The 23,889-nt window shown below is 35.3% G+C and carries 24 protein-coding genes; 14 read left to right on the top strand and 10 right to left on the bottom strand.

What is annotated here, in order from left to right; all coding sequences use genetic code 11:
• Positions 1-172 precede the first annotated feature (172 nt).
• A complete protein-coding gene (locus AC07XU_RS04415; RefSeq protein ID WP_494942409.1) occupies positions 173-385 on the bottom strand; it encodes a YtxH domain-containing protein in 213 nt (70 codons plus the stop codon).
• A gap of 109 nt (positions 386-494) precedes the next feature.
• Between AC07XU_RS04415 and AC07XU_RS04410 the strand changes: the two genes are divergently transcribed.
• The 12 genes from AC07XU_RS04410 to AC07XU_RS04355 all read left to right on the top strand — a co-directional run bounded on the left by AC07XU_RS04410 (position 495) and on the right by AC07XU_RS04355 (position 10,661).
• Positions 495-827 carry a hypothetical protein gene (locus tag AC07XU_RS04410; protein ID WP_494942408.1) on the top strand — a complete coding sequence of 111 codons (333 nt, stop codon included), beginning with the start codon at positions 495-497 and terminating at the stop codon, positions 825-827.
• A gap of 48 nt (positions 828-875) precedes the next feature.
• Positions 876-1,490: a DUF1579 domain-containing protein gene (locus AC07XU_RS04405; protein ID WP_494942407.1), complete on the top strand. Its 615-nt coding sequence runs from the start codon at positions 876-878 to the stop codon at positions 1,488-1,490.
• Positions 1,491-1,656: 166 nt separating this feature from the next.
• Positions 1,657-2,061: an ORF6N domain-containing protein gene (locus AC07XU_RS04400; protein ID WP_494942406.1), complete on the top strand. Its 405-nt coding sequence runs from the start codon at positions 1,657-1,659 to the stop codon at positions 2,059-2,061.
• Positions 2,062-2,562: 501 nt separating this feature from the next.
• On the top strand, positions 2,563-3,006 hold the full coding sequence (gene rplM, locus AC07XU_RS04395; RefSeq protein WP_136873623.1) for a 50S ribosomal protein L13: 444 nt from the start codon (positions 2,563-2,565) through the stop codon (positions 3,004-3,006).
• Between the two features lie 16 nt (positions 3,007-3,022).
• Positions 3,023-3,409, top strand: coding sequence for a 30S ribosomal protein S9 (gene rpsI / locus AC07XU_RS04390; protein ID WP_494942405.1), 387 nt, complete (start codon positions 3,023-3,025; stop codon positions 3,407-3,409).
• A gap of 20 nt (positions 3,410-3,429) precedes the next feature.
• Complete coding sequence (gene rpsB, locus AC07XU_RS04385) at positions 3,430-4,275, top strand: 30S ribosomal protein S2 (RefSeq protein WP_494942404.1); 846 nt, start codon at positions 3,430-3,432, stop codon at positions 4,273-4,275.
• A 107-nt stretch (positions 4,276-4,382) separates the two neighbouring features.
• On the top strand, positions 4,383-5,228 hold the full coding sequence (tsf, locus tag AC07XU_RS04380; protein ID WP_494942403.1) for a translation elongation factor Ts: 846 nt from the start codon (positions 4,383-4,385) through the stop codon (positions 5,226-5,228).
• 397 nt (positions 5,229-5,625) lie between these two features.
• Positions 5,626-6,750: an N-acetylglucosamine-6-phosphate deacetylase gene (gene nagA / locus AC07XU_RS04375; RefSeq protein WP_494942402.1), complete on the top strand. Its 1,125-nt coding sequence runs from the start codon at positions 5,626-5,628 to the stop codon at positions 6,748-6,750.
• 39 nt (positions 6,751-6,789) lie between these two features.
• A complete protein-coding gene (gene pyrH, locus AC07XU_RS04370) occupies positions 6,790-7,497 on the top strand; it encodes a UMP kinase (RefSeq protein ID WP_494942401.1) in 708 nt (235 codons plus the stop codon).
• Positions 7,498-7,538: 41 nt separating this feature from the next.
• Positions 7,539-8,102 carry a ribosome recycling factor gene (gene frr / locus AC07XU_RS04365; protein WP_494942400.1) on the top strand — a complete coding sequence of 188 codons (564 nt, stop codon included), beginning with the start codon at positions 7,539-7,541 and terminating at the stop codon, positions 8,100-8,102.
• A 185-nt stretch (positions 8,103-8,287) separates the two neighbouring features.
• Positions 8,288-10,036 (top strand): ABC transporter ATP-binding protein, encoded by a 1,749-nt coding sequence (locus AC07XU_RS04360; protein WP_494942399.1) that lies wholly within the window; start codon positions 8,288-8,290, stop codon positions 10,034-10,036.
• 382 nt (positions 10,037-10,418) lie between these two features.
• Positions 10,419-10,661, top strand: coding sequence for a PLDc N-terminal domain-containing protein (locus tag AC07XU_RS04355; protein WP_494942398.1), 243 nt, complete (start codon positions 10,419-10,421; stop codon positions 10,659-10,661).
• Here the strand turns inward: AC07XU_RS04355 and AC07XU_RS04350 are convergent.
• The 7 genes from AC07XU_RS04350 to pnuC form a co-directional block, all read right to left on the bottom strand.
• Positions 10,658-11,944 (bottom strand): MFS transporter, encoded by a 1,287-nt coding sequence (locus AC07XU_RS04350; protein ID WP_494942397.1) that lies wholly within the window; start codon positions 11,942-11,944, stop codon positions 10,658-10,660. The genes AC07XU_RS04355 and AC07XU_RS04350 overlap by 4 nt on opposite strands.
• 100 nt (positions 11,945-12,044) lie before the next feature.
• Entirely contained in the window at positions 12,045-12,443 is a 399-nt protein-coding gene (locus AC07XU_RS04345) for a group III truncated hemoglobin (protein WP_494942396.1), read from the bottom strand.
• A 52-nt stretch (positions 12,444-12,495) separates the two neighbouring features.
• On the bottom strand, positions 12,496-13,134 hold the full coding sequence (locus AC07XU_RS04340; RefSeq protein WP_494942395.1) for an alpha/beta fold hydrolase: 639 nt from the start codon (positions 13,132-13,134) through the stop codon (positions 12,496-12,498).
• Positions 13,135-13,188: 54 nt separating this feature from the next.
• On the bottom strand, positions 13,189-13,821 hold the full coding sequence (locus tag AC07XU_RS04335; protein WP_494942394.1) for a thiamine phosphate synthase: 633 nt from the start codon (positions 13,819-13,821) through the stop codon (positions 13,189-13,191).
• Between the two features lie 137 nt (positions 13,822-13,958).
• Entirely contained in the window at positions 13,959-16,340 is a 2,382-nt protein-coding gene (locus tag AC07XU_RS04330; RefSeq protein ID WP_494942393.1) for a TonB-dependent receptor, read from the bottom strand.
• Between the two features lie 413 nt (positions 16,341-16,753).
• Positions 16,754-17,287, bottom strand: a complete 534-nt coding sequence (locus AC07XU_RS04325) for an AAA family ATPase (RefSeq protein ID WP_494942392.1) — start codon at positions 17,285-17,287, stop codon at positions 16,754-16,756.
• A complete protein-coding gene (gene pnuC, locus AC07XU_RS04320; protein WP_494942391.1) occupies positions 17,271-17,894 on the bottom strand; it encodes a nicotinamide riboside transporter PnuC in 624 nt (207 codons plus the stop codon). Before pnuC ends, AC07XU_RS04325 begins: the two co-directional genes overlap by 17 nt.
• A gap of 505 nt (positions 17,895-18,399) precedes the next feature.
• On the opposite strand from pnuC, the gene AC07XU_RS04315 reads away from it, so the two are divergent.
• Together AC07XU_RS04315 and carB are read left to right on the top strand one after the other, a co-directional pair.
• Positions 18,400-18,717: a carboxypeptidase-like regulatory domain-containing protein gene (locus AC07XU_RS04315; protein WP_494942390.1), complete on the top strand. Its 318-nt coding sequence runs from the start codon at positions 18,400-18,402 to the stop codon at positions 18,715-18,717.
• Between the two features lie 209 nt (positions 18,718-18,926).
• Positions 18,927-21,824: a carbamoyl-phosphate synthase large subunit gene (gene carB / locus AC07XU_RS04310; RefSeq protein ID WP_494942389.1), complete on the top strand. Its 2,898-nt coding sequence runs from the start codon at positions 18,927-18,929 to the stop codon at positions 21,822-21,824.
• A gap of 491 nt (positions 21,825-22,315) precedes the next feature.
• Here the strand turns inward: carB and AC07XU_RS04305 are convergent, their stop codons facing one another.
• Both AC07XU_RS04305 and AC07XU_RS04300 read right to left on the bottom strand, forming a co-directional pair.
• A complete protein-coding gene (locus tag AC07XU_RS04305) occupies positions 22,316-23,272 on the bottom strand; it encodes a DUF3137 domain-containing protein (RefSeq protein ID WP_494942388.1) in 957 nt (318 codons plus the stop codon).
• A complete protein-coding gene (locus tag AC07XU_RS04300) occupies positions 23,272-23,829 on the bottom strand; it encodes a LemA family protein (protein WP_494942387.1) in 558 nt (185 codons plus the stop codon). The genes AC07XU_RS04305 and AC07XU_RS04300 overlap by 1 nt, the downstream gene beginning before the upstream one ends.
• Positions 23,830-23,889: the final 60 nt, after the last annotated feature.

Below are 23,889 nucleotides of genomic sequence, written 5' to 3'. Positions count from 1 at the left end.
TTTAAGTATCGATTGGATTTGAATTTTTGCCCAAAAACGAGCAAAAAATTTAAAAGATTTAACTAGTATAAATTTTATTGTAAGGCCAAGTAAAACTGCGCCAATTCCTAAAATTATGGTTTTTAAGAAAGCCGAAATTGTTAGGCCTAAAAAGTCACTAGTTGCCTCCAAATTAACTAGGTATTTTAACGTTAGCTAATTTATCTTTTACGTTATCTTTAATAGTAGAAAATTTATCTTTAGAACTATCTAAAAGATCGCAAAACCAATCGCTTACTTTTCCTTTTAATTCATCATCTTTATCTGATGCAATTACCAATGCTACTACTGCACCTAATGCAGCTCCAGCTAAAACGCCTGCTAATATTTTTGTTTGCTTTGTCATAATCATAAGTTTTAATGTTTTTCTAACAAAATAGAATTGATATTGTTCATTAATATTGTAAAAAATAGCGGTTAGTTATATGCTTCAAAAAATCTCGTACTTAAATTTAATGCTTGTTATAGTTTATGTATTGTTTTACTTTAAAACAATAAGCATCAATTCAGTAGGTATATTTTTTGTTATTATTTTTAGCTGGTTAGCCTTAAGGGCATGCCAGCAAGAAAATTTGAAGTGGAGCATTTGGCATTTTATAGTTGGGTTTTGGAGTTTGTATTATGTTAGCTTTACGGCGTACGGAATTTATAATATCATAAGCGCATCTTTAGCATATGGATTTGTAAGTAATGATGTAAATACCTATTTAATATTTGGAAGTTTTTTTATCATTTCAATTGCTGTACATTTTATTTTATATGGAGTAAAAGCGCTAAAGAACAAATAGTTAGTTCAATTGTTTAAATTAGATTAACCATTAACAAAAATTATAATAATGAAAAAATTAATCATGTCTTTAAGCTGTTTGGCCTTATTAGCAAGTGCTTGCAACAGTGAGAAAAAAGCTTCTACAAGTGATAGTCCTAAAGTTGAAGCTTCTAAAAATGTTGATACTGCCGCCATGAACAAGGCTTGGGCTGCCTATATGACGCCTAGCGAGCCACACCAAATGTTGGCGAAAGCCGACGGAAAATGGGATGCTGAATTAACATTTTACATGGGCGCAGATAGCAGTGTAAATAAAGCTGTTTGTGAAACTGAAATGATTTTAGGTGGAAGGTATCAACAATCGGAATATGAAGGCGATGTTGATGGCATGCCCTTTAAAGGAATGAATACATTGGCTTTTGATAACTCACGGAAAGTTTATATTAGCACTTGGATTGATAATATGGGAACTGGCTTAATGTACTTAGAAGGTACATTTGACGATAAGACCATGACCATGAATTTAAAAGGAAAAGCTACCGATGTAACTACCGGTAAAGATATCATGATGAGAGAAACCGTAAAAATTATTGATGATAAAACTCAATATATGGAAATGTTTGATACAAAAGATGGTGAACCAGAAGTTAAAACCATGGCTATTATGTTGAGGAAAAGATAGGCTAACCATATAATTAATGAGAGCCCAAGTAATTAATGTTTGGGCTTTTTTAGTTTAGAGGCTTTTTGAAGTCGCAAATTGCGACCTCAAAAGCCAAAATATTTTCATATCTGGTATACCTATAACCAAAAAACAAACTCTTGCAATACTATCAGATGATATTGTTGTGAATAAAATTTATGTAATAAGAAATCAAAAAGTGATGCTTGATAGCGATTTAGCAGAACTTGGCGTAGAAACGAAAAGACTCAATGAGCAAGTCAGTAGAAATATAGACAGATTTCCTGAAGATTTTATGTTTCAGCTTTCTGATGAGGAATTTAAATCTTTGATATCGCAAATTGAGATATCAAAGAAAGGGCGTGGTGTAAGAAGAAAATTACCATATGTTTTTACCGAACATGGGGTGTTAATGTTGTCTAGTGTTTTAAATAACCAACAAGCTATACAAGTGAATATTCAAATTGTAAGAATTTTTACAAGGCTGAGAAATTTACTAAATGAACATACAGAATTGAAACTTGAAATTGCCGACATTAAAAACATCTACAACACAATGATAAAAATATAGAATTGGGTTTTAGTTATTTAGATAAACTAATTGACAAAGAAAACTAACCCAGAAAACGAATTTGTTTTAAGCCTGATGATTTGTAGCACAATTTACAACCTCCATTTCTTTACACAACCCTTGCCATCTAAACTGGATTGCAGCGATATCCTTTTTGGTTGCGTCATTTCGAAGGAGGTACGACTGAGAAATCTGTTTGATATCTTCTTCCGACTTTGAAATTTCTATCTATGGTTTGATAGGACGATAAACGAACGCCAAAAAGATTAAGCGCAAAGCCAGACCTGTTCTAAAAAAAGCTGCAGTTCCTGCTTTTCAAAGCTCAATTAATAGATTGATTTTGAGCTTTTTTATAACTAAACCACATCATCGCTGGCCGCCAAACCCAAATCGTCAAACTTTTTTCTCTCAACTGTTTGACAATTAAAGTATTCTCCCTATCTTTGCAGTCCCTAAAAAACAGGGAATAAATATATTTTTTAACAAATTAAATAAAAGCAAGTGAATACGTTAAGTTACAAAACTGTCTCTGCCAATGCCAAAACTGTTAATAAACAGTGGGTTGTAGTTGATGCACAAGGAGAGATTTTGGGGCGCTTGTCTTCTAAAATCGCGATGATTATTAGAGGAAAACACAAGCCAGAGTTTACCCCAAACGTAGACTGCGGTGATAACGTTATCGTTATTAATGCAGACAAGGTAAAACTGACAGGAAACAAGTTTAGTGATAAACAATATGTTTCTTATACTGGTTATCCAGGTGGTCAGAAATTTATTTCTCCTAAAGAATTAATGGCAAAACACCCTACTCGCGTAGTTGAGAAGGCTGTTCGTGGTATGTTACCAAAAACTAAATTAGGCAAAAAATTGTACACCAATCTTTTTGTTTACGCAGGAGATGCACACCCGCACTCGGCACAAGCACCAAAAACCATTAAACTTTAATTAAAAGAGAAAAGAAATGTCAGTTACAAATACTTCAGGTAGAAGAAAAACTGCAGTTGCCCGTATCTATTTAAAAGAAGGCAGCGGCGTTATTACCGTTAACGGTAAAGACCACAAAGAATATTTCCCAACATTACCATTACAATACGTTGTTAATCAAGCTTTAGAAGTTTCTGAATTGCTTGGTAAATATGATGTTACCGTAAATGTAAAAGGTGGTGGAGTGAATGGACAAGCAGGAGCTGTTCGCTTAGCAATTGCTAAGGCTATTGTTGAATTAGATGCTGAGAAAAAACCAGCATTACGTGCTAAAGGGTTAGTTACCCGTGATATGCGTATGGTTGAGCGTAAAAAACCAGGACGTAAAAAAGCACGTAAGAAATTCCAATTCAGTAAACGTTAATCTTAAAGGAGACAAACACAATGGCAAGAACTACATATCAAGACTTATTGGATGCAGGTGTACACTTTGGTCACCTTACCCGCAAATGGAATCCGAAAATGGCACCATATATTTTTATGGAACGCAATGGGATTCACATTATAGATTTAAACAAAACTTTAACTAAAACTGAAGAGGCTGCTGCCGCGATTAAACAAATCGTAAAATCAGGTCGTAAGATCTTATTCGTAGCTACTAAGAAACAAGCTAAAGAAATTGTTGCTGAGCAAGCAAGAAAAGTAAACATGCCTTTCGTAACCGAGCGTTGGTTAGGTGGTATGTTAACCAACTTTGCAACTGTTCGCAAGTCAATTAAAAAGATGGTTACCATCGATAAAATGACTAAAGATGGTACTTACTCAATTCTTTCTAAAAAAGAGCGTTTGATGATTCAACGTGAGCGTATCAAATTAGAAAGTTTATTAGGCGGTATTGCAGATTTAAACCGTTTACCGGCTGCAATTTTCTTAATCGACGTTAAAAAAGAGCATATTGCTGTAGCAGAAGCGATGAAATTAAACATCCCAACTTTTGCAATGGTTGATACTAACTCTGATCCATCTAACATCGATTTCCCAATTCCAGCGAATGATGATGCAACTAAATCAATTTTATTGATTACTGATGTAATTATCAAAGCAATTGAAGAAGGTTTAGATGAGCGCAAACGCGAAAAAGATGATGAAGCTGAAAAAGAAGCTGTAGCTGTTAAAGCTGCTGCTGATGCTCCTGAAACTAAAGAGCCTAGAGCTGCTGGTGAGAAAAGACCAACTAAAAAAGAAACTGCTGAAGCTCAAGCTGGAGCAGAAGATTCTACAGAGGGATAAGCCCCTCCTAAATCCTCCCCAGAAGGGAGGACTTTTTAATAAATATTAGATAAACATCTCGCTCCTCCCCCCATCTGGGGGGAACGAGGGGGGCTAAAATTCATAAAATGTCAACAGTACAAATTACTGCCGCAGATGTAAATAAACTTCGCCAACAAACTGGCGCTGGTATGATGGATTGCAAAAAAGCTTTAGTAGAAGCTAATGGCGATTTCGAGGCTGCGGTTGATTTATTGCGCAAAAAAGGTCAAAAAGTATCTGCTGCTCGTTCTGGTAATGCTACCTCTGAAGGTTTAGTATCAATCCAAGTTTCTGCAGATGGTACAAATGGTAAATTAGTAGCTTTAGCTTGCGAAACTGAACCAGTTTCTAAAGTTGAAGATTTCCGTAATCTTGCTCAAGCTGTTTTAGCTGCAGCAGTTGCTAACAATCCTGCTTCTGCAGAAGAATTATCAGCAATTACATTAGAAGATGGACGTACAGTTGCAGAAACTATTACTGAATTGACTGGTAAAATTGGCGAGAAAATCGTAATTCAAGAATACGCAAACGTATCTGGCGAAAAAATCGTTTCTTATATCCACTCAAATGGTAAAATGGGCGTTTTAGTAGTATTCGAAGGTGCTAATGGTACAGATATTACTGATGCTGGTAAAGATGTTGCAATGCAAATTGCTGCTATGAACCCGGTTGCAGTTGATAAAGATGGTGTTGATCCAGCTACTATTGAGCGTGAAATCGAAATTGCTAAAGATGTAATTCGTCAAGAAGGTAAACCAGAAGAAATGGTAGAAAAAATTGCTGCTGGTAAATTGAACAAATTCTACAAAGACAGTACTTTATTAAACCAAGAGTTTGTAAAAGACGGTTCTATGGATGTTCGTAAATTTTTAGACAATACAGTTAAAGGTTTAACTGTAACTGCTTTCAAACGCGTACAATTAGGTGCTTAATTAGCATTTAAATCATATTTAAAAAGTCCCGAGCAATCGGGACTTTTTTTGTTTTATAGCCTACCCGTTATTGCCAGGAGGCAACGACGTGGCAATCTTACTTGCCAAGCTCTTTTTGAAGAATTTTTTTGGTAAAGCAAATTCCTGTTCCAACTTATCTTTCGTCCCGCTTTTTGCTCCAATCTTTTTTGTTTCCTTCAACAAGCTCAGGATGACAACAAAAAAGTATTTACGCTGCAATCGGGTTTGTAAAACTCAAGCTAATGCATTTATTAACAGTTGCAAAGTTTAAAAGCACAGCTATGTGCACTTATATTTCTATGTGATAAAATATCTGCTCATCTGCGGCATATTTTTCTAATATAACAACGTTATATTTGCAACATAACATCTTCCTATGCTAGCAATAACAAACTGCCGCTTTTTTAGAAATAACGAATTAATCGCCAATGAAACTGTTTTAATTGATGGTGATAAAATTGCAGCATTTACCGATGGTACAATACCTGATGGTTTTGAAGTTTTGGATGCGGAACAGGATTATTTGGTACCAGGATTTATTGAGCTGCAGATTTATGGTAGTGGAGGAAATCTATTTTCTGCTTATCCAACTGTAGAAACTCTAGCACAGATGGATGATGATCTCATTAGCAAAGGAACTACTAGTTTTTTAGCTTGTGTGGCTACAAATTCTTCAGCAATTGTTCATCAAGCTATTGTAGCTGCAAAAGCATATCGCCCAATGGCAAAAAGTTTTATGGGTTTGCATTTAGAAGGACCATATTTAAATGCAAAACGTAGAGGTGCGCATATTGAGGAGTATATTAAAAAAGCAACTTTAGAAGAAGTTAGAGCTTTATTAGAACACGCCGATGGTGTTGTAAAAATGATGACGATTGCGCCAGAACTACAAAGTGATGAGGTTATACAGCTTTTATTAGCTCATAATGTAGTGCTTTCTATTGGGCATAGCGATGCAAGCTTTGAGCAGGCAACCAATGCTTACAATAAAGGTATAACTACAACAACGCACTTGTTTAATGCAATGCCTTCAATCCATCATCGTGATCCGAATTTACCAACGGCATTTTTAAATCATCCAACAGCAATGGCAAGTATTATTGCGGATGGTAATCATGTAAACTTTGAGGTAATTAAAATGAGCCATAAGCTTGCAAAAGATCGTTTATTTTTAATTACCGATGCCGTAACGACATGTAATATTGGTCCTTATCAGCATCAATTGGTTGGCGACAAATTTATAACAACGGACGGAACACTTTCTGGTTCTAACATTACCTTGGTAGATGCAGTTAGAAATGCAGTAGCATATTGCGATATTACTTTGCCCGATGCTTTAGCTATGGCTACTTCAATTCCAGCCAAGGTAATTCAAAAACAAACTGACCTAGGTAAAATTCAAATCGGTTATGCCGCTAACTTTCTAATTTTAACGCCATCACTTAAGACTAAAGAAATTATTTTTCAGGGAGAGAAAGTTAATTCAACCTTTCGGCATTAATACTTTCCATCTTTAAAACATTTACCTATTTTTGAAGTCATGAAGTACAAACGGATTTTACTGAAACTAAGCGGCGAATCGTTAATGGGCGATAAGCAATATGGCATTGACAATGAGCGTGTTAGGCAGTACGCTGAAGATATTAAAGCAGTTCACGATAAAGGACTGGAAATAGCAATTGTAATTGGTGGTGGAAACATTTTTAGAGGTTTAAGTGCCGAAAAATCTGGTATGGATAGAGCACAGGCCGATTATATGGGTATGTTAGCTACCGTAATTAACAGTATGGCTTTACAAGATGCACTTGAGAAAGTTGGGTTAAAGACCCGTTTGTTATCAGCCATTAAAATGGAGCAAATTTGCGAACCTTTTGTACGTAGAAGAGCTGTTCGTCACTTGGAAAAAGGTAGAGTTGTAATTTTTGGTGCAGGTACAGGAAACCCCTATTTTACTACAGACTCTGCCGCTGCTTTAAGAGCTATTGAAATTAACGCAGATGCGGTTTTAAAAGGTACTCGTGTTGATGGAATTTACACAGCAGATCCAGAAAAAGACCCAACCGCTACAAAATATTCTGAAATTACTTTTAGAGAAGTATATGCAAAAGGTTTAAATGTAATGGATATGACCGCATTTACCCTTTGCGAAGAAAACAAAGTTCCGATTATTGTGTTTGACATGAACAAAAACGGCAACTTTATGAAAATTGCCAATGGCGAAGAAATAGGTACTTTGGTACAGGGCTAGTTTTAAGCTTTTTTTATATTTTTGTACAAACACTACAAATCATGAATGACCTCATAAAGAAACAATTGGTAGATGCTCAGGCAACAATGGATAAAGCTATTGCACATTGTGAAGCTGAGTTAACTAAAATAAGAGCTGGTAAAGCATCAGCAGGGATGTTAGATGGAATTATGGTTGATTATTACGGTAGTCCAGCTCCTTTGGCTCAAGTTGGCGGTATCACTACACCTGATGCTCGTACCTTAATTATCCAACCTTGGGAAAAATCACTACTAGTTCCTATCGAAAGAGCAATTATGGAAGCTAACATTGGTATTAATCCACAAAATGATGGTGTAATTATTCGTTTGGTTGTACCACCTTTAACTGAAGAGCGCCGTAAAGATTTAGTGAAAAAGGTAAAAGAAGAAGCAGAAAGAGGCCGTATTACCGTTCGTAATATTCGTAAAGATGCCAACACTAAAATTCAAAGACTAAAAGGTGAAGGTGTTTCTGATGATGAAATTAAAACTGGTGAAGGCGAAGTGCAAAAAATTACCGATGCTTACATCGTAAAAGTTGATAAACACGCAGAAATTAAAGAAAAAGACATCATGACGATCTAACTTTCTTTGACAAATTTATAGCGTTCGAGAAAGTAATTTTTCAAAGTTTTTAAAAGAAAATTTAACAAGTTATGTTCATCATAAAAAAAGTTTGTTAAATTAAGTATAGTCTAATTGTAATATAAAAGGGAATGTAGCTAAGCTTCATTCCCTTTGTTTATTTTTGCACCCCAAACAATAAATTTATGAAATTACTGCTCAACTATTTAAAAGACTATAAATGGATTGTTGTGCTTGCACTCGTTCTTGCAGCATTTAACATTGGCTTTTCGCTAATGGATCCATATTTTACCGGACAAATATTAGATAAATACATCAATAGACATAATGAACTAAGCAGAGATGAATACATTTGGGGTGTTTTAGGCTTGGTTGGTTTAGCCGTAGGTGCTGCCATGGTATCAAGAATTGCAAAAAACTTACAAGATTATTTTACCAGCATTATAGTACAAAAAGTTGGTGCTAAAATGTATGCCGATGGTTTAAAACATTCATTAGAGTTGCCTTATCAAGTTTTCGAAGATCAGCGAAGCGGGGAAACCTTAGGTATTTTACAAAAAGTAAGAACAGATAGCGAAAAGTTCATCACCTCATTTATCAGTATTCTTTTTGTGAGTTTAATCGGACTGATTTTCGTGATCGTTTATTCACTAAGCGTGAGTTATAAAGTTTCGTTAATTTATGCAGCATCCATCCCGATTATTAGTTTTTTAAGCTGGTTTTTGAGCAGAAAAATCAAAACCATACAACGTTCTATTATTTCAGAAACAACTGCTTTAGCGGGTTCAACAACAGAATCTCTTCGCAACATCGAATTGGTTAAAAGTTTAGGTTTAGCTACGCAAGAGATAGATCGTTTAAATAAAACTACCTACAAAATTTTAGGTTTAGAGCTACGTAAAGTTAAATATGTGCGCAGTATGAGCTTTGTACAAGGCACAACAGTTAACCTAGTTCGTAGTACAATGGTGGTAGTTTTATTGATGTTAATTTTTGATAAAGCAATTACACCAGGGCAATATTTTTCGTTTTTGTTTTACTCATTTTTCTTATTCGGGCCACTGCAAGAATTGGGCAATGTAATTTTAGCATGGAGAGAAGCCGAAGTTTCGCTGGGTAATTTTAAAAAGATTTTAAACACACCAATTGATATAAAACCAGCAAATCCTGCAAGGATAGAAAAGGTAGCAACTTTAGCTTTCGAAAAGGTTAGTTTTAGACATTTATCGGGTAAACACAATGCCTTAAATGGTGTAAGTTTTTCAGTAAATAACGGCGAAACAATCGCTTTTGTCGGTCCATCTGGTTCTGGTAAAACAACTTTGGTTAAACTTTTGGTAGGTTTATACCAACCGGTAGAAGGTGAAGTTTTTTACAATCAGATTTCTGGCAAAGAAATAGATTTAGATCAGCTACGTGAGAAAATCGGCTTCGTAACGCAAGATACGCAGTTGTTTTCGGGCACCATTAGAGAGAATTTACAATTCGTAAAACCAAATGCTACCGACGAGCAAATTATGAAAGTTTTGCATCAAGCGGCTTGCCATAATTTATTGGCAAGAGCTGATAAAGGTTTAGATACGGTAATTGGCGAAGGTGGTGTTAAAGTTTCTGGAGGCGAAAAACAACGTTTATCAATCGCTAGAGCGCTTTTGCGTAACCCTGATATTCTGGTTTTTGATGAAGCTACTTCTGCATTAGACTCATTAACAGAAGAGGAAATTACCGCAACCATTCGCGATGTTTCTGTTTTAACAACTCATATTACCATTTTAATTGCCCACCGTTTATCAACCATTCGTCATGCAGATCGAATTTTTGTATTAGAAAAAGGAAACATTATTGAGCAAGGTAAACACGCAGATTTATTGTCTGAAAAGGGTTTGTATTACGCTATGTGGAGACAGCAGGTTGGCGAGCGATTAGATAGTTAAATGTGATTACACTAGAGGTTTTTTTGTTTCGTCATACCCAGCTCGACTGGGTATCGTAATGCATTTAATATTTGAAAAACAATGTCAGTTTTTTATCGGCAATTGTAGCCCCGCCAACGCTATCATATTTTTGTGCTTCGACAGGCTCAGCATGACAAAAATATTAGCGCTAATGTCGGGTTTAATTAACAAAGTTGGTGGGGCTTGGCAAATTGCAACCCCTCATAGTAGCAAAAAAAGTGCCTTTTAAACCGGATTGAAATGGCATCCTGTGAAGCGAAGCGAACAGATATAATAGAAAGCCGGACTAATATTGATAGCTGCAGAAATATTGCTTTTCAAAATTTTAAAACTATTTGTACCGTAAAACTATTTAATACGTATGCTTTTAGAATTTTTAAACTTAGGTGGTACCGAAATCGGAATAATTTTAGCAATAATAGCCGTACCGGTTTTGCTAATTGTTTATTGCATTGTAGATATTTTAAGATCTGAGTTTAAAGTTGGACTAATGAAATTGGTTTTCTTGGCTTTGGTGCTATTTGCACCTTTTGTTGGGAGCATTATTTACTTAGTAATCAGAAAAAATTACTTAAAACAAAAAATCAATACCCCAATGATTTAAATCTGATCCTCCAATTTGTCTGCCGGCTTAATATCATTTAGAGTTAGCGGCAACAAATTTTTGGTTTTTAAGAAGGTGATAAAAACGATAATGAGTGTCATACTTCCACCAAAAACAACGGCTGGTACAGTTCGCATTAACTTGGCGGTTAACCCAGATTCGAATGCGCCAATTTCATTTGATGAACCTATAAACATGCTATTTACTGCAGAAACTCTTCCTCTCATTTGATCTGGTGTAAGCAATTGCATAATGGTGGAGCGAATGATTACGCTAACGCTATCAAAAGCACCTTCGCAAAACAAAAAGAATAATGTGAGGTAAAAACTGGTTGATAAACCATAACAGATGATACTTACACCAAAACCTGTAACTGCGATTAACAAGTTGCGCCAAGGCTTGTTCATTGGAGGATATTTAGTCATGACCAACATGGTTAAAACCGAGCCAAGAGAAACTGCTGCACGCATGTAGCCAGCGCCTTCTGAGCCTACATGTAAAACTTCTATCGCAATGATGGGTAATAGCGCAACTGCGCCGCCAAAAAACACCGAAAACAAATCTAGACTGATGGCGCCTAGCATCATTTTACTTTTAAAAACAAATTGAACACCTTCGGTTAGGCTTTTTAAAATGCTGCCTTGCGGTATAAATGTGGGTTGATGTACTTTTAGAAATAGAATGCAGATTAGCGAGATAAAAATAAAACTACTAATGAGAATGTAAGCATTGGTAATACCGAAATGCGCATAAACCAATCCGCCAGTTGCAGGGCCTAAAATAGACGCCAACTGCCAGCCAGAACTACTCCATGTTGCACCATTAGGATAGAGTTTTTTTGGTAAAATTTGGCCCATTAATGAGAATGTTGTTGGACCGAAAAACCCTCTAGCCAGGCCAATACAAAAAATCATGCTGTACAAAATGGGTAAAATTGTATCTTTTTGTAAACCCATTTGTTTGTTGGTAGTAGTTAGCATTACCAAAGAACAGATGAATACAGCGCTAAATATTTTAAGCAATAATCCTCTTTTTTCTGTTTTGTCGGCAACATAACCTCCGTAAAGAGATATTGAAATAGATGGAATGGCCTCGCACAAACCAATGAAAGCCAAAGCAAGTGGATCTCTTGTTAAATCGTAAATGTACAAGCCTAAAACAATGGCTTGCATTTGATAAGCAAAAGTGAAAAAGAAACGCATCCCGATAAAGGAGCGAAATTCTCTAAATCTGAGGGCTGCGAATGGGTCTTTTTTTTCTTCTAAAACGGATTGTTCTTCCAACGGAAATTAATTTCTGCTAAATTAAGGTTTAGGCGGCTAAATATTTAACAGAAAACAAATTGGAAGTGGTTAAAATTTAATTTCACCAAAATTTAACTATCTAAATTAAGGGCTGAGCGGGGTTGTTTATGTAATAATCTAATTTATACTGAAACATTTCGCTCATTCTTGCTGCTCGCCATTTGGCTTCTGATGCTTTTTTGCCTGTGAAATGTTCATCTACGGTTTCATTAAATAAGCCAATCCAAGTGTCAAAATGCTCTTTTGCTATAGGCAATTTTGCGTGTTTTAAAAACGGACTGCCGCTATAAGCTTGCACATCTAACAACAAAGTTTGCCAAAAACCATACATTTTCTCTAAATGAGCTGGCCAGTTTGCTTTGATAACGTCATTAAAAATGGGAGATAATAACTCATTATCTCTAATTTTTCCATAAAAATCATCAACCAATAACTTAACATCATCAATATTTAAAATGTCTGTGTGCTGTAACCCCATTTTTATCTATTTAAGCTTTGACAACTTTGTGTGCAACCATGGTAGAAAGTTGTCAAAGCAATGCGAATATAAGTTGTTCTATTTCGCTCGCTCTGCTTACAATCATAAAATGACCTGATTTTGGTAATTTAATCACATCATTAATATACTTAACTGGGAATATTCGATCATTATTGCCATGAATATGGATCAGATTTTCTGGATAGCTTTTATTCTTCCAATTCATAATCTGATGGATTGCCCAAACTAAAAATTTTGGATTAGTGTCTTTAATAATCTGATGGAGCAGGATAGATTCTTCTTTATTTTGCGTACTAAAATAATAATCGGCAGTTAGTTTATTACTTACTGTTAAAAACCAGAGTGGCGCTATTGTATGAATTTGTAGTTTGCTGGCCAATTTAAGTTGCCAGCTATACTCAGAAGTTAATTTTACGCTGGAGATAATAATTACTTTTTTAACGGCGATTATCTTTGCAATTTCTTGTGCAATTATTCCCCCAAATGAAACTCCAATTAATATAATTTCTTGATGATGATCTATCTGTTCGGTAAGTTTTTTACAATAGGAAGTAAGGCTTTCGTTGCGTTGCGGCTCATTCCATTTGATAAACTGATGTTCAATTTTAGACAAATCTAGAAATTGAAAAACTCTTTCATCGGCACCTAAACCACTAATAAAATAAATCATAGCATAAAGCTATATAAAAAATCCTATAAGGTTTTTAAAACCTTACAGGATTGATTAGACCACCGCCTTATAAAAATCTACATAAGCCTCATACATATTGTCTGCTTGGTTTATTGCTGAAGATGCAGCTACACCAAAAATACCAGTAGCCATTAATGCTGGCACGTCTGCCAAAGTAACTCCACCTATAGCTAAAATAGGTAAATCTAAGTGAGCTGACTTTAGCTTTTCTACAGCATTAGCATATTCGTCAATCTTAACCAAAGGATAATTGTTCGGTTTAGTAGAAGTTGCACTAAATGGTCCAAAACCAGCATAATCTGCACCGTTATTTGCTAATTTTAATAATTGCTCAATCGTATTTGCAGAGCCACCTAAGGTAAATTCTTCTCCAATTTGTTTACGCAGGGCGATGAAATCTGCATCCAGATCTTCGATATGAAAACCTTGTATATCGGCTTTGCCTTTTAAATGGATATGGTTAGTAACGATTAAAGTTGCACCCCAATCATCGCATATTTCTGCAATAAGATTGATATCGGCTAAAAGTTCATCATCAGCTTTGCTTAAACAGCGATATTGAATCCATTTTGCGCCAGCTTCACAAGCAACCTGCACCTGTTCTATGTGAGAGCTTTGCGCAAGATCGTGTGTAATGAAGTGTAATTTTTCGATGTATTTTTTCATAATAGTTTACGTCATTTCGAACGAGCTTTTCGTGAGGAGAAATCAACAATAGTATAACACCAATCATTATCCTGAAAGTATAAGCTAAGATATCTCCTCGCTTCGCTGCGTTCGATATGACGAGAATAAATTAAGGCTTAAAACTTAAGGCTTAAATTTAGCAAAAAGTTACGAGTTGCTTGTGGATAGTAATAATTGCCACGCTCTAACGCACCGCCAAAAAGATAGCTGTAAGAACCACCGTTGTTTTCATACAATTCGTTAAATACATTGTTAACCATAAATGTTAATCCGATATTTTTTACACCAGCAAAAGCCATATTGTAACTCAAACGAATATCATTTACAAAAAAGCTAGCTAAGGTGCGGCTATCGGCTGATGTATTGTCTAAATTCTGTTTGCCAACATATTTACTTACAAAAGCAATTTGTCCGTTTTTAACAACATTATATCCTAACTCACTTGAAGCAATCACTGATGGAGAGAAGGAAATGTTTGTGTTTTGGTAGGTGTTAATTAAAACTGGAGTTGCTGCTGTAGGATCTTCATCATAAATAAATTCTGTAAACTCTTTAATTTTATTGCGGCTCAAAGTTGCTGTTCCAGCCCAATAAAAATCTTTTAAAATTTGCCATCTACCATCAAATTCTAAACCTAAACGATAACTGTCTGATACATTTTGTCTGGTTTGTCCGCCTACTTCATTTAGCTCACCAGTGTTAATTAACTGATTTTTATACAACATTGCATATCCATTAACACCTAGAGAAAGATTACTAAATTGGGTTCTATAACCTGCTTCAAAATTGGTTAAATTTTCATGTTGTGGTCTGCTGTTGATATTTGAATCGGTAAAATCTCTTCTATTTGGTTCTTTGTTACCAATGGCAACAGATGCATAAACATTAGTTCTTGAATTAATATTATAGGTTAATCCAGCTTTTGGATTGAAGAAATTTAAACTAGCATTTTGTTGTGCTGGAGTTCCTGATGGATCTATCCCAAAGTAAGAATAATAAACACTTCTATATTGCAAATCGGCAAAGAAATTAAATTTATCTAATTGGTAATTAGCTCTTCCAAAAATGTTAAAGTCAGTTTTAAAAGCATCATTGTCATTGTATCTGTGTCTAATAGATCCGCTCCCATCATAATTAGCAAACTGTGCCCAAATCACTTCGTCAAAATGTTTTCCGTCGTACTCATTGTAAGCTCCACCCAAAATAAAGTTTAAATTACTTTTTGGCGTATAGTTTAAGGAGTAGGTAACACCATAAAAGTCGTTATCTAACCATAATCTTCTCACTAAATCAGAGTTTGTAATGGTAGCTCCACCAATATTTACAGATGGAATATTATAATCGGCTAGTAACCTATCTTCCTTAAATTCTTCGTAGTAGCCTCTGCCATAAGTATAATGAAGTGCGGCATTTGCTGTTAATTGGCTTCCTATATTTCTGGTATAAAATAGCTGATAATGATCTTGCTGATAGTTATCGGTCTGATTATCATAAGTAAAGTCGTTATGCCTTCTATCTATTTTTAACTGTTCTTCAGAAATACCGTTCCAAGCTTGATAAGTTTTTTCTGTTCCACTAAATACGTTGGCACGAAGAATATCTTTTTCACCATAATAAGCGCCAGAAACAAAAAACGATTTTAAATTAGCCGATGCTCGATCTACGTAACCATCAGATTTTATTCTCGATAAACGACCATCGAAGCTAAATTTGTTATTGATTAATCCTGTACCCACATTTACCGTGTTTTTCCAAGTTTCGAAAGATCCATACGTATTGTTAAGCTCAGCATAGGCCGAATCTCTTCTTGTAGTAGTTTGGATATTTAAACTTGCACCAAATGCGCCAGCGCCATTTGTAGATGTACCCACGCCGCGTTGAATTTGAATGTTATCTACTGATGAAGCTAAATCTGGTAAATTAATAAAAAAACTTCCCTGGCTTTCAGCATCATTCAATGGAATACCATTAACAGTCACATTAATTCTTGTGGCATCACTACCTCTAATTCTAATTCCAGTGTAGCCAATTCCTGTTCCTGCATCAGAACTTACCACAACTGATGGAGTTTGGTTTAGTAAATAAGGTAAATCCTGACCAAGATTATTTTTTTCGATAGCAGCTTTATCTAAATTTTTAAATGTAGTGGCCGAGTTTTTACTCGCTCTTGTGGCGCTTACCACAACTTCATCACCAACAAAGCTCTGCTGTGATAAACTAAAATTTAAAGTAGTGTTTTCACTTAAATTGATCGTTTTTTCTACTGTTCTGTAGCCCAAAAAACTAACTGCAAAAGTATAATTACCAGATGGCAAACTTAATGTGTAATCGCCATTACTGCCGCTATTAATAGCAGTAACTTTGTTTTTTAATTTAATTGTAGCTCCAGATAAAGGCTTTTGATTGTTGTCAGTTACTGTACCGCTAACAGTAATTTGGGCCATGGCCACACAAGGCAATAGCATGGCAAGTAATGCCAGAATTCTTAATTTTTTCAATTTGTAATTTTGTTTTAGTTAAACCTGCCAAGAGTAGGGGTACTCCCGACTTTAGTTAAACTCCATAAACCATCCCTACGCCAGCATTACCTGGATCAGGTGCATTTAAAGTTTAGGGTTTAGTGGTTAGTGTTTAGGGTTTGCTTATCGCTACCTTCATCCTTATAACCTTTTACCTTCAACCTTAAAATGGGTATGTTCTCAGCCTTTATTTGTGTTTTTTACAAAACAAGGCACCCCTTATTGATGCTGCAAATGTAAAACAAAATGATTGAGATTACGAAATTGATTGTAAAAATTGTGAATTGTCCATTTTTTTGGGCGTTTTTACACGCTGTCCGCTATATCCCCGATGAAAAATCGGGGGATGCCGCTTCCATCGTTAACGCTAGCAAATCGTAAAAAAAATTGCTTTACTTTTTGCCTAGCAAGAACTCATCAATCGCTGTAATTGCATTTTGCAGTCTGTTTGCTATGCCACCAACAACTACATAATTAGCATTTAGTGCTTTAAGTTCTTGATGCCAAATTTGCATAAAATACTCTCGCTTGTGCGGAAAATCCCTTAAAGGATCATCCTGCCAAGGCAAATCGATATCTAACAACAGGTAAAAATCATACGGACGATTTTGTAAACCATCTAAAACAACTTGAGGCGTGGCGCCGAAAAATTCATCACTCCAAATTTTAACGGTTACAAAAGTGGTATCGCAAATAATAAAGTCAGTCTCTGCGGTTGCTAAAACAGATTCCTCTAATGCAACTTGGCCATGAAACATATTAATTTCATCTTGCAAAGTGCAATCATCAGTTAAAGCTTCGCAATAATAACGAGCATATTCTGCTACCCAAGGCACATTATAATGCTTAGCTAAAGCAATAGACATGGTAGATTTACCAGTGCTTTCTGGGCCAACAACGGCTATTTTTTTAATTTTTTTGTTCACGGTAAGTTTTTTTCCAATCTATATAGCCCATAGTAGCAATGCCAATGTAAATTAAATACATCAACCCTGTTGCGTATAAATCTTTAGAAAAATATACGCCAACGTAAATTATATCTACAAAAATCCAAATGAGCCAATTTTGCAAGACTTTACGAGCCAAAAATACTTGAGCAATTAAACTGCATGCCGTACAAAAGCTGTCGACAAACGGAAATGAAGCATCAGTTTTTTTAAATAAAGTAAAACCAAGTGCCAATGTAAAAATTATCACACCTAAAATTGAAAGTACAATTTCTTTCTTAGTGATTTGAATAACAGGCCTTTCTTGTGTTGGGTTATTTCTGTTTTTACTCCAAAAATACCAACCATACATATTCATAATTAGGAAATAAACCTGCAAACCGGCATCTGCATAAAGTTTCCCCTCAAAAAAGATGAAAATGTAAATGATTACCGAAATGCATGCAATTGGCCAATTCCAAATATTATTTTTTGCAGCAAGCCAAACGCAGAGTATGCCTGTAAAAACGCCACACCACTCTAGCAAACCTGTGCCAAAAAGAAATTGGTTTATGCTTTCCGTAAATCCGTTCGCTAGTAACAACATTTTTCAAATGTATAAAATACATATCAGTTTTAAATGTGGTTAATTAACATGTTTCAAAAACTAAATTTATCCTAAAACAAAAAATCCGATAGGGAACAACCCCTACCGGAAAATAAACCAAACAAACTATTTATGAAGAATCCTCAAACTTGTTGAGGAAATTTTAGATCGATTTCAAATGGCTTTTCAGCTGCTCAGTTTTTCGTAACTATTTACTAAACGTGAGTTGTTTCATCTTATTACAACATTATTGCCAATATTTCTTATGTCACAACTTCTTGACTTTAACATGACTTCAATGCAGTTTTGATGAAGTATTATTACATTCAAATACATAAACGTTTAGAAATGTAAATTGGTTTTTAATTCTGCAAAATAAAAATGTACCACTTTATATACAGCCATTGTATACTACAAACAATCTGTTCTTTAAGATGTTTTATAAGTAGATAGACCTCATTTATATACTAATTAACTTTATTGTTTTAACTAAATAATTATCATTATGAAAAGAACAGGTTTAAATATATTAGCCGTTTCGGCCTTATCCATAAGTTTGTTTGCTTTCGGATCAATTAAAGAAGGTGGCATACAAGGAAAGGTTACCCCAGTAGAAGGTGCTAAAGAGGTGGTAGCCGTTGCGGGCACAGATACCTTAAGAAGCCAAATTAACAATGGCGCATTTGTATTTAGTAATGTTAAAAAAGGAACATACACGGTATGGATTAAAGCAAATGCACCGTACAAAGACATTTCTGTAGAAAATGTAGCCGTAGCTGATAGTGCAACAACCGATATTGGCGAAATAAAATTGATGCAATAACTGCAGATCTCGAAATAAAATTAAAGAGGGCAATTTGCCCTCTTTTTTATTATAATATTTTTTAAATAAATCAATCAAATCTCTATTCAAAAACCTATCTTTGCATCCCGACAGAGCAGTTGGGATTTTTCATTTCATAGCAAAGGATCTCTTCCAGCTATCAGTCAAAAACATTTTGACTATTCACTTTAGACTTTTTAAAAACCCTCATGCCTAAAGACAAATCCCTACGTTCAATACTTATTATCGGATCAGGACCTATTATTATTGGTCAAGCTTGCGAATTTGATTATTCTGGTTCTCAAGCCGCTCTTTCCTTAAAAGAAGAAGGTATTGCTGTTTCAATTATCAATTCTAACCCAGCAACCATCATGACTGATAAAGTTATCGGTGATCATGTGTATTTGCTGCCATTAACTTTAGAATCAATTGAACACATTTTAATTGAACACACTAACAATCCTAACTTACCAAAAATTGATGCAGTATTGCCAACAATGGGTGGGCAAACAGCATTAAATCTTTGTGTAGATGCAGAAGAGCGTGGATTATGGAAAGCCCATGATGTAAAAATCATCGGTGTAGATGTTGCAGCCATCGAAAAGACAGAAAATAGAGAGGCTTTTCGCCAATTAATGGTTGATATTGGTGTAGGTGTAGCACCATCTAAAATTGCCAACTCATTTTTAGAAGGTAAAGAAGCAGCTCAAGAAATTGGCTATCCTTTGGTTATTCGCCCTTCTTACACGCTTGGTGGTTCTGGTGGTGGTTTTGTGCACAAAAAAGAAGATTTTGATGCTGCCTTAAAACGTGGTTTAGAAGCTTCGCCAACTCACGAAGTGTTAGTAGAAAAAGCAGTTTTAGGTTGGAAAGAATACGAGTTAGAATTGCTAAGAGATAGCAATGATAACGTAATCATTATCTGTTCTATCGAGAACTTCGATCCGATGGGGATACATACCGGAGATTCGATTACTGTAGCTCCAGCAATGACACTATCTGATCGTTGCTACCAAGATATGCGTAACCAGGCCATCAAAATGATGCGTGCCATTGGTAATTTTGCTGGCGGATGTAATGTACAATTCTCAGTAAATCCAGATAACGACGATATCATTGCCATCGAGATCAATCCACGTGTTTCGCGTTCATCCGCCTTAGCGAGTAAAGCAACAGGTTATCCAATTGCAAAAATTGCAGCTAAATTAGCCATCGGATATAATTTAGATGAAATCGAAAATCAAATTACTAAAACCACTTCGGCTTATTTCGAACCTACTTTAGATTACGTAATCGTTAAAATTCCTCGTTGGAATTTCGATAAGTTTAAAGGAGCCAACATGGAGCTAGGCTTGCAAATGAAAGCTGTAGGCGAAGTAATGGCTATTGGCCGTAGTTTTATCGAAGCCTTACAAAAAGCTTGTCAGAGTTTAGAAATTGGCAGAGCAGGCATTGGTTCAGATGGCCGTCAGAAAAAGAATATCGAAGAGATCATGTATGGTTTAGAGCATCCAAGTTGGAACAGATTGTTCTTAATTAAAGATGCCATGAGCATGGGTGTTCCTTTAGAATCTATCCGTAAGGTAACTAAAATAGATAAATGGTTCTTAACCCAAATACAAGAATTAGTCGGTCTTGAGGTAGAATTGAAACGTTACTCATTAAACAATATCCCTAAAGATGTTTTCTTCAACCTTAAGCAAAAAGGTTTTTCAGATATACAAATTGCCTACGTTCTGGGTAATGTTACTGAGGATGAAGTTTACAACAGACGTAAAGAATTAGGCATTAGAAGAGTTTATAAAATGGTTGATACTTGTGCGGCAGAATTTGCAGCGCAAACACCATATTTCTATTCAACTTTCGAAGAAGCGCCAATCCAAATTTCTTTAGTAGGTAAAGAAATATTATCAAATGGCGATGAGTTGGGCACCAATGAATCGATCGTTTCTGACAGAAAGAAAGTAATCGTTTTAGGTTCTGGTCCAAACAGAATTGGGCAAGGTATAGAATTTGATTATTCGTGTGTACACGGTTTATTAGCAGCTAAAGAAAGTGGTTTCGAAGCCATTATGATTAACTGTAACCCAGAAACAGTATCTACAGATTTTAATATGGCCGATAAATTATATTTCGAGCCAGTTTTTTGGGAGCATGTTCGTGAAATTATTGAGTTAGAAAATCCAGTTGGTGTAATTGTACAATTAGGCGGTCAAACGGCATTAAAAATGGCCGAGAAACTGCATGAAAATAACATCAAAATTATTGGTACATCTTACAACGATATGGATATTGCCGAAGATCGTGGCCGTTTCTCAGATTTGTTGAAAGAATTAAATATTCCATATCCAAAATATGGAGTTGCAGAAAATGCCGAAGAAGCAATTGTTGTAGCCAATGAAGTTGGTTATCCTGTGCTTGTACGCCCAAGTTACGTACTAGGCGGACAAGGCATGAGCATTGTAATTAACGATGAAGATTTAGAAAAAGCAGTGGTAAAATTGTTAGGCGATTTGCCTGGTAACCGTGTTTTAATAGATCACTTTTTAGATAGAGCAGAAGAAACCGAATCAGATTCTATTTCTGATGGAACAGACTGCCACATTGTTGGTTTAATGGAGCACATTGAGCCTGCAGGTATTCACTCTGGAGATTCAAGTGCAGTTTTGCCGCCATTTAGCTTATCAGAAAAGGTAATTTCAGATATGGAAACCTATTCTAAAAAAATTGCCAAAGCATTAAATGTAATCGGTTTACTAAACATTCAGTTTGCAGTTAAAGACGATAAAGTTTATGTAATTGAAGCCAATCCGCGTGCCTCAAGAACGGTGCCTTTTATTGCTAAAGCTTACGATGTGCCTTACATTAACATTGCCGCCAGAATTATGCTAGGCGTTAATAAGTTGCGAGATTTTACCATCGTTCGCAAACTGAAAGGTTATGCCATTAAAGAGCCAGTTTTCTCTTTCGATAAATTTCCTGAAGTAACCAAAGAATTAGGTCCAGAAATGAAATCTACAGGTGAGGCCATTCGTTTCATTAAAGATTTAGAGGATCCTTATTTCCGTAAGTTAGTTAAAGATAAATCAATGTATTTATCGAAATAGATTAATAGTTAGAAAGACCGAAAGTCGAAAAAAATAAAGTTGTCTAAAAATCCCTTAGCGAAAGTTAAGGGATTTTTTTATAACGTTTTTGTGATTTAGATGTGTTGCGGAGGAGAAGATTTATGAGTTGAATTAGTTTTGAAGCGCACTAAAACTGCAACTATTAAGGGCAGTCCAACTTTCCGCTATATCTTTTTAGGCCTCTGCTAAAACTTACGAATTCTCTTTCTATAAAACTATCAGACTTCGTAAGTTTACCTATATCATTAAAAAGTATGCTGCTTCAATTTGGGCTATTTAACTTGGGCAAGTGCAAGGAAACCTCAAATAGTTGCATAAAAGATGTTAATTAAACCCGATGGAAGTGAACATGTAGGGGTAACCTTTGCGGTTACCCTGAAATAAAACGGACAGCGGGACTAACTTTGATATGAAATGCTAACTTGGCTTTTCAAATAAATTGGAGAGTCATCACAATGGGATTAGAATAACTATTCCTTCGTCCAAATTCTGGTATTTAAATCTAACTCGCGTATAATGTCATACATAAAGTCTAAAATAGCCATATCATTTTCTAAAAGTTCAGGCCTTAAAAGCGATTTAAAAACAGGTGCTTCAAAATAATTATGGTCTAGCGGAAAGGCAATGTAAGTTCTAGAATCGATAAATGAAAGAGAAATGGTGTAAGCAGAACGACTATTTAAATCGATAATTCTTTCCATTAAAGCTGGAGTTAAAATATATCGGGCTTCAATTTGATCGGAACTATACACTACAAAATTTTTGTTAAAGCCATCATTTTCTAGCTCGACTAAATTTTTGTTGCCAAAAGCATACACGTTTTTGGTAAACCAAGCACCAAGTGATGAGCCAAAATCTTTAGGTCTAATTATAGTAATGCCCTTAAAATGTTTATTAAAATCTGCCGTAAAAACGATACCTTTTAAAATGTCGTGCCAATGAGTTTGCCTACCATTTTTACCATGTGTTTCGGTTTTATATTCGGCATGCACTTCGGCAAAATAAAATGCTGTTTTATCTACTTTTCCGGTAATAAGATCTTCAGTATGGTATCGGTCTGGCTCTCGAGAAAATAGTTGTGAGAAGTTAAACTCACCTTCTCTAACGCCATCATTTGGTGTTATGGTTAAATTTTGATCAATTGAGCTTAATGCCGCCCCAATAATTTCGTGTTTAAAGCGACTTTTGTACAGGCTAGCTTCATCGCTAATTTTATACAATATTATACTACCCGGAATTATAGCGGCTGCGCCAAGTATTACACCAATAATTACAGCACCATAAACTATGGAAATGAGTAATAAAATAATACCAATTACAATGGCTACCCAGCCTTGTGTTTGTTTTGATACTACGCTCTTTCTGAGTGTTTCTAATTCTGCTAAAACAGATTGAATTTGTGGATTACTGATAAAGTTTTGGACCATTAACTATTAAAAAGTTCTTTTGCGCTAATGTTTTTACGTTCTTCGGCTGCGGCTTCTAATACAGGTACTGTTTGGTAGCCTAACATGCTAGCAAACATATTGCTCGGAAACATCATTACAGCATTATTGTAAGTGGTAACTGTAGCATTGTAATTTCTTCTGGCTGCGGCAATTTGCTCTTCACTTTCTGTCCAAGTGGTTTGCAGATTTAAAAAATTGGAGTTCGCTTTTAAATCAGGATAATTTTCTACGCTAACCATTAAACTTTTAACTGCCGTTCCAATTTGTTGGTCTAATGCCAATTTATCTCCTTCGGTTGCATTAGCACTTAACGCTTTGCCACGTAGTTCGGTGATTTTTGTTAGGGTTTCACCTTCGTATTGTGTGTATTGTTTAACAGTTTCTACTAAGTTTGGCAATAGATCGAAACGTTTTTTAAGCATTACATCAATAGCAGAGAAAGCATTAGCTACTTGGTTTTTTTTGCTAATTAGTGAATTGTACATGCCAATACCAATAATTAGCACTAGGGCGGCGATAATTGCGACGATAATCATTTTTGTTTAGTTTATTAGCTATAAATATAAAATTATAGACTTACAAATAAGCAAACTTTA

This window comes from Pedobacter sp. GW456-11-11-14-TSB4 (assembly GCF_059424425.1).
Note: the sequence above shows the minus strand (reverse complement) of the source record. Positions and strands in the feature narration are given on the sequence as shown.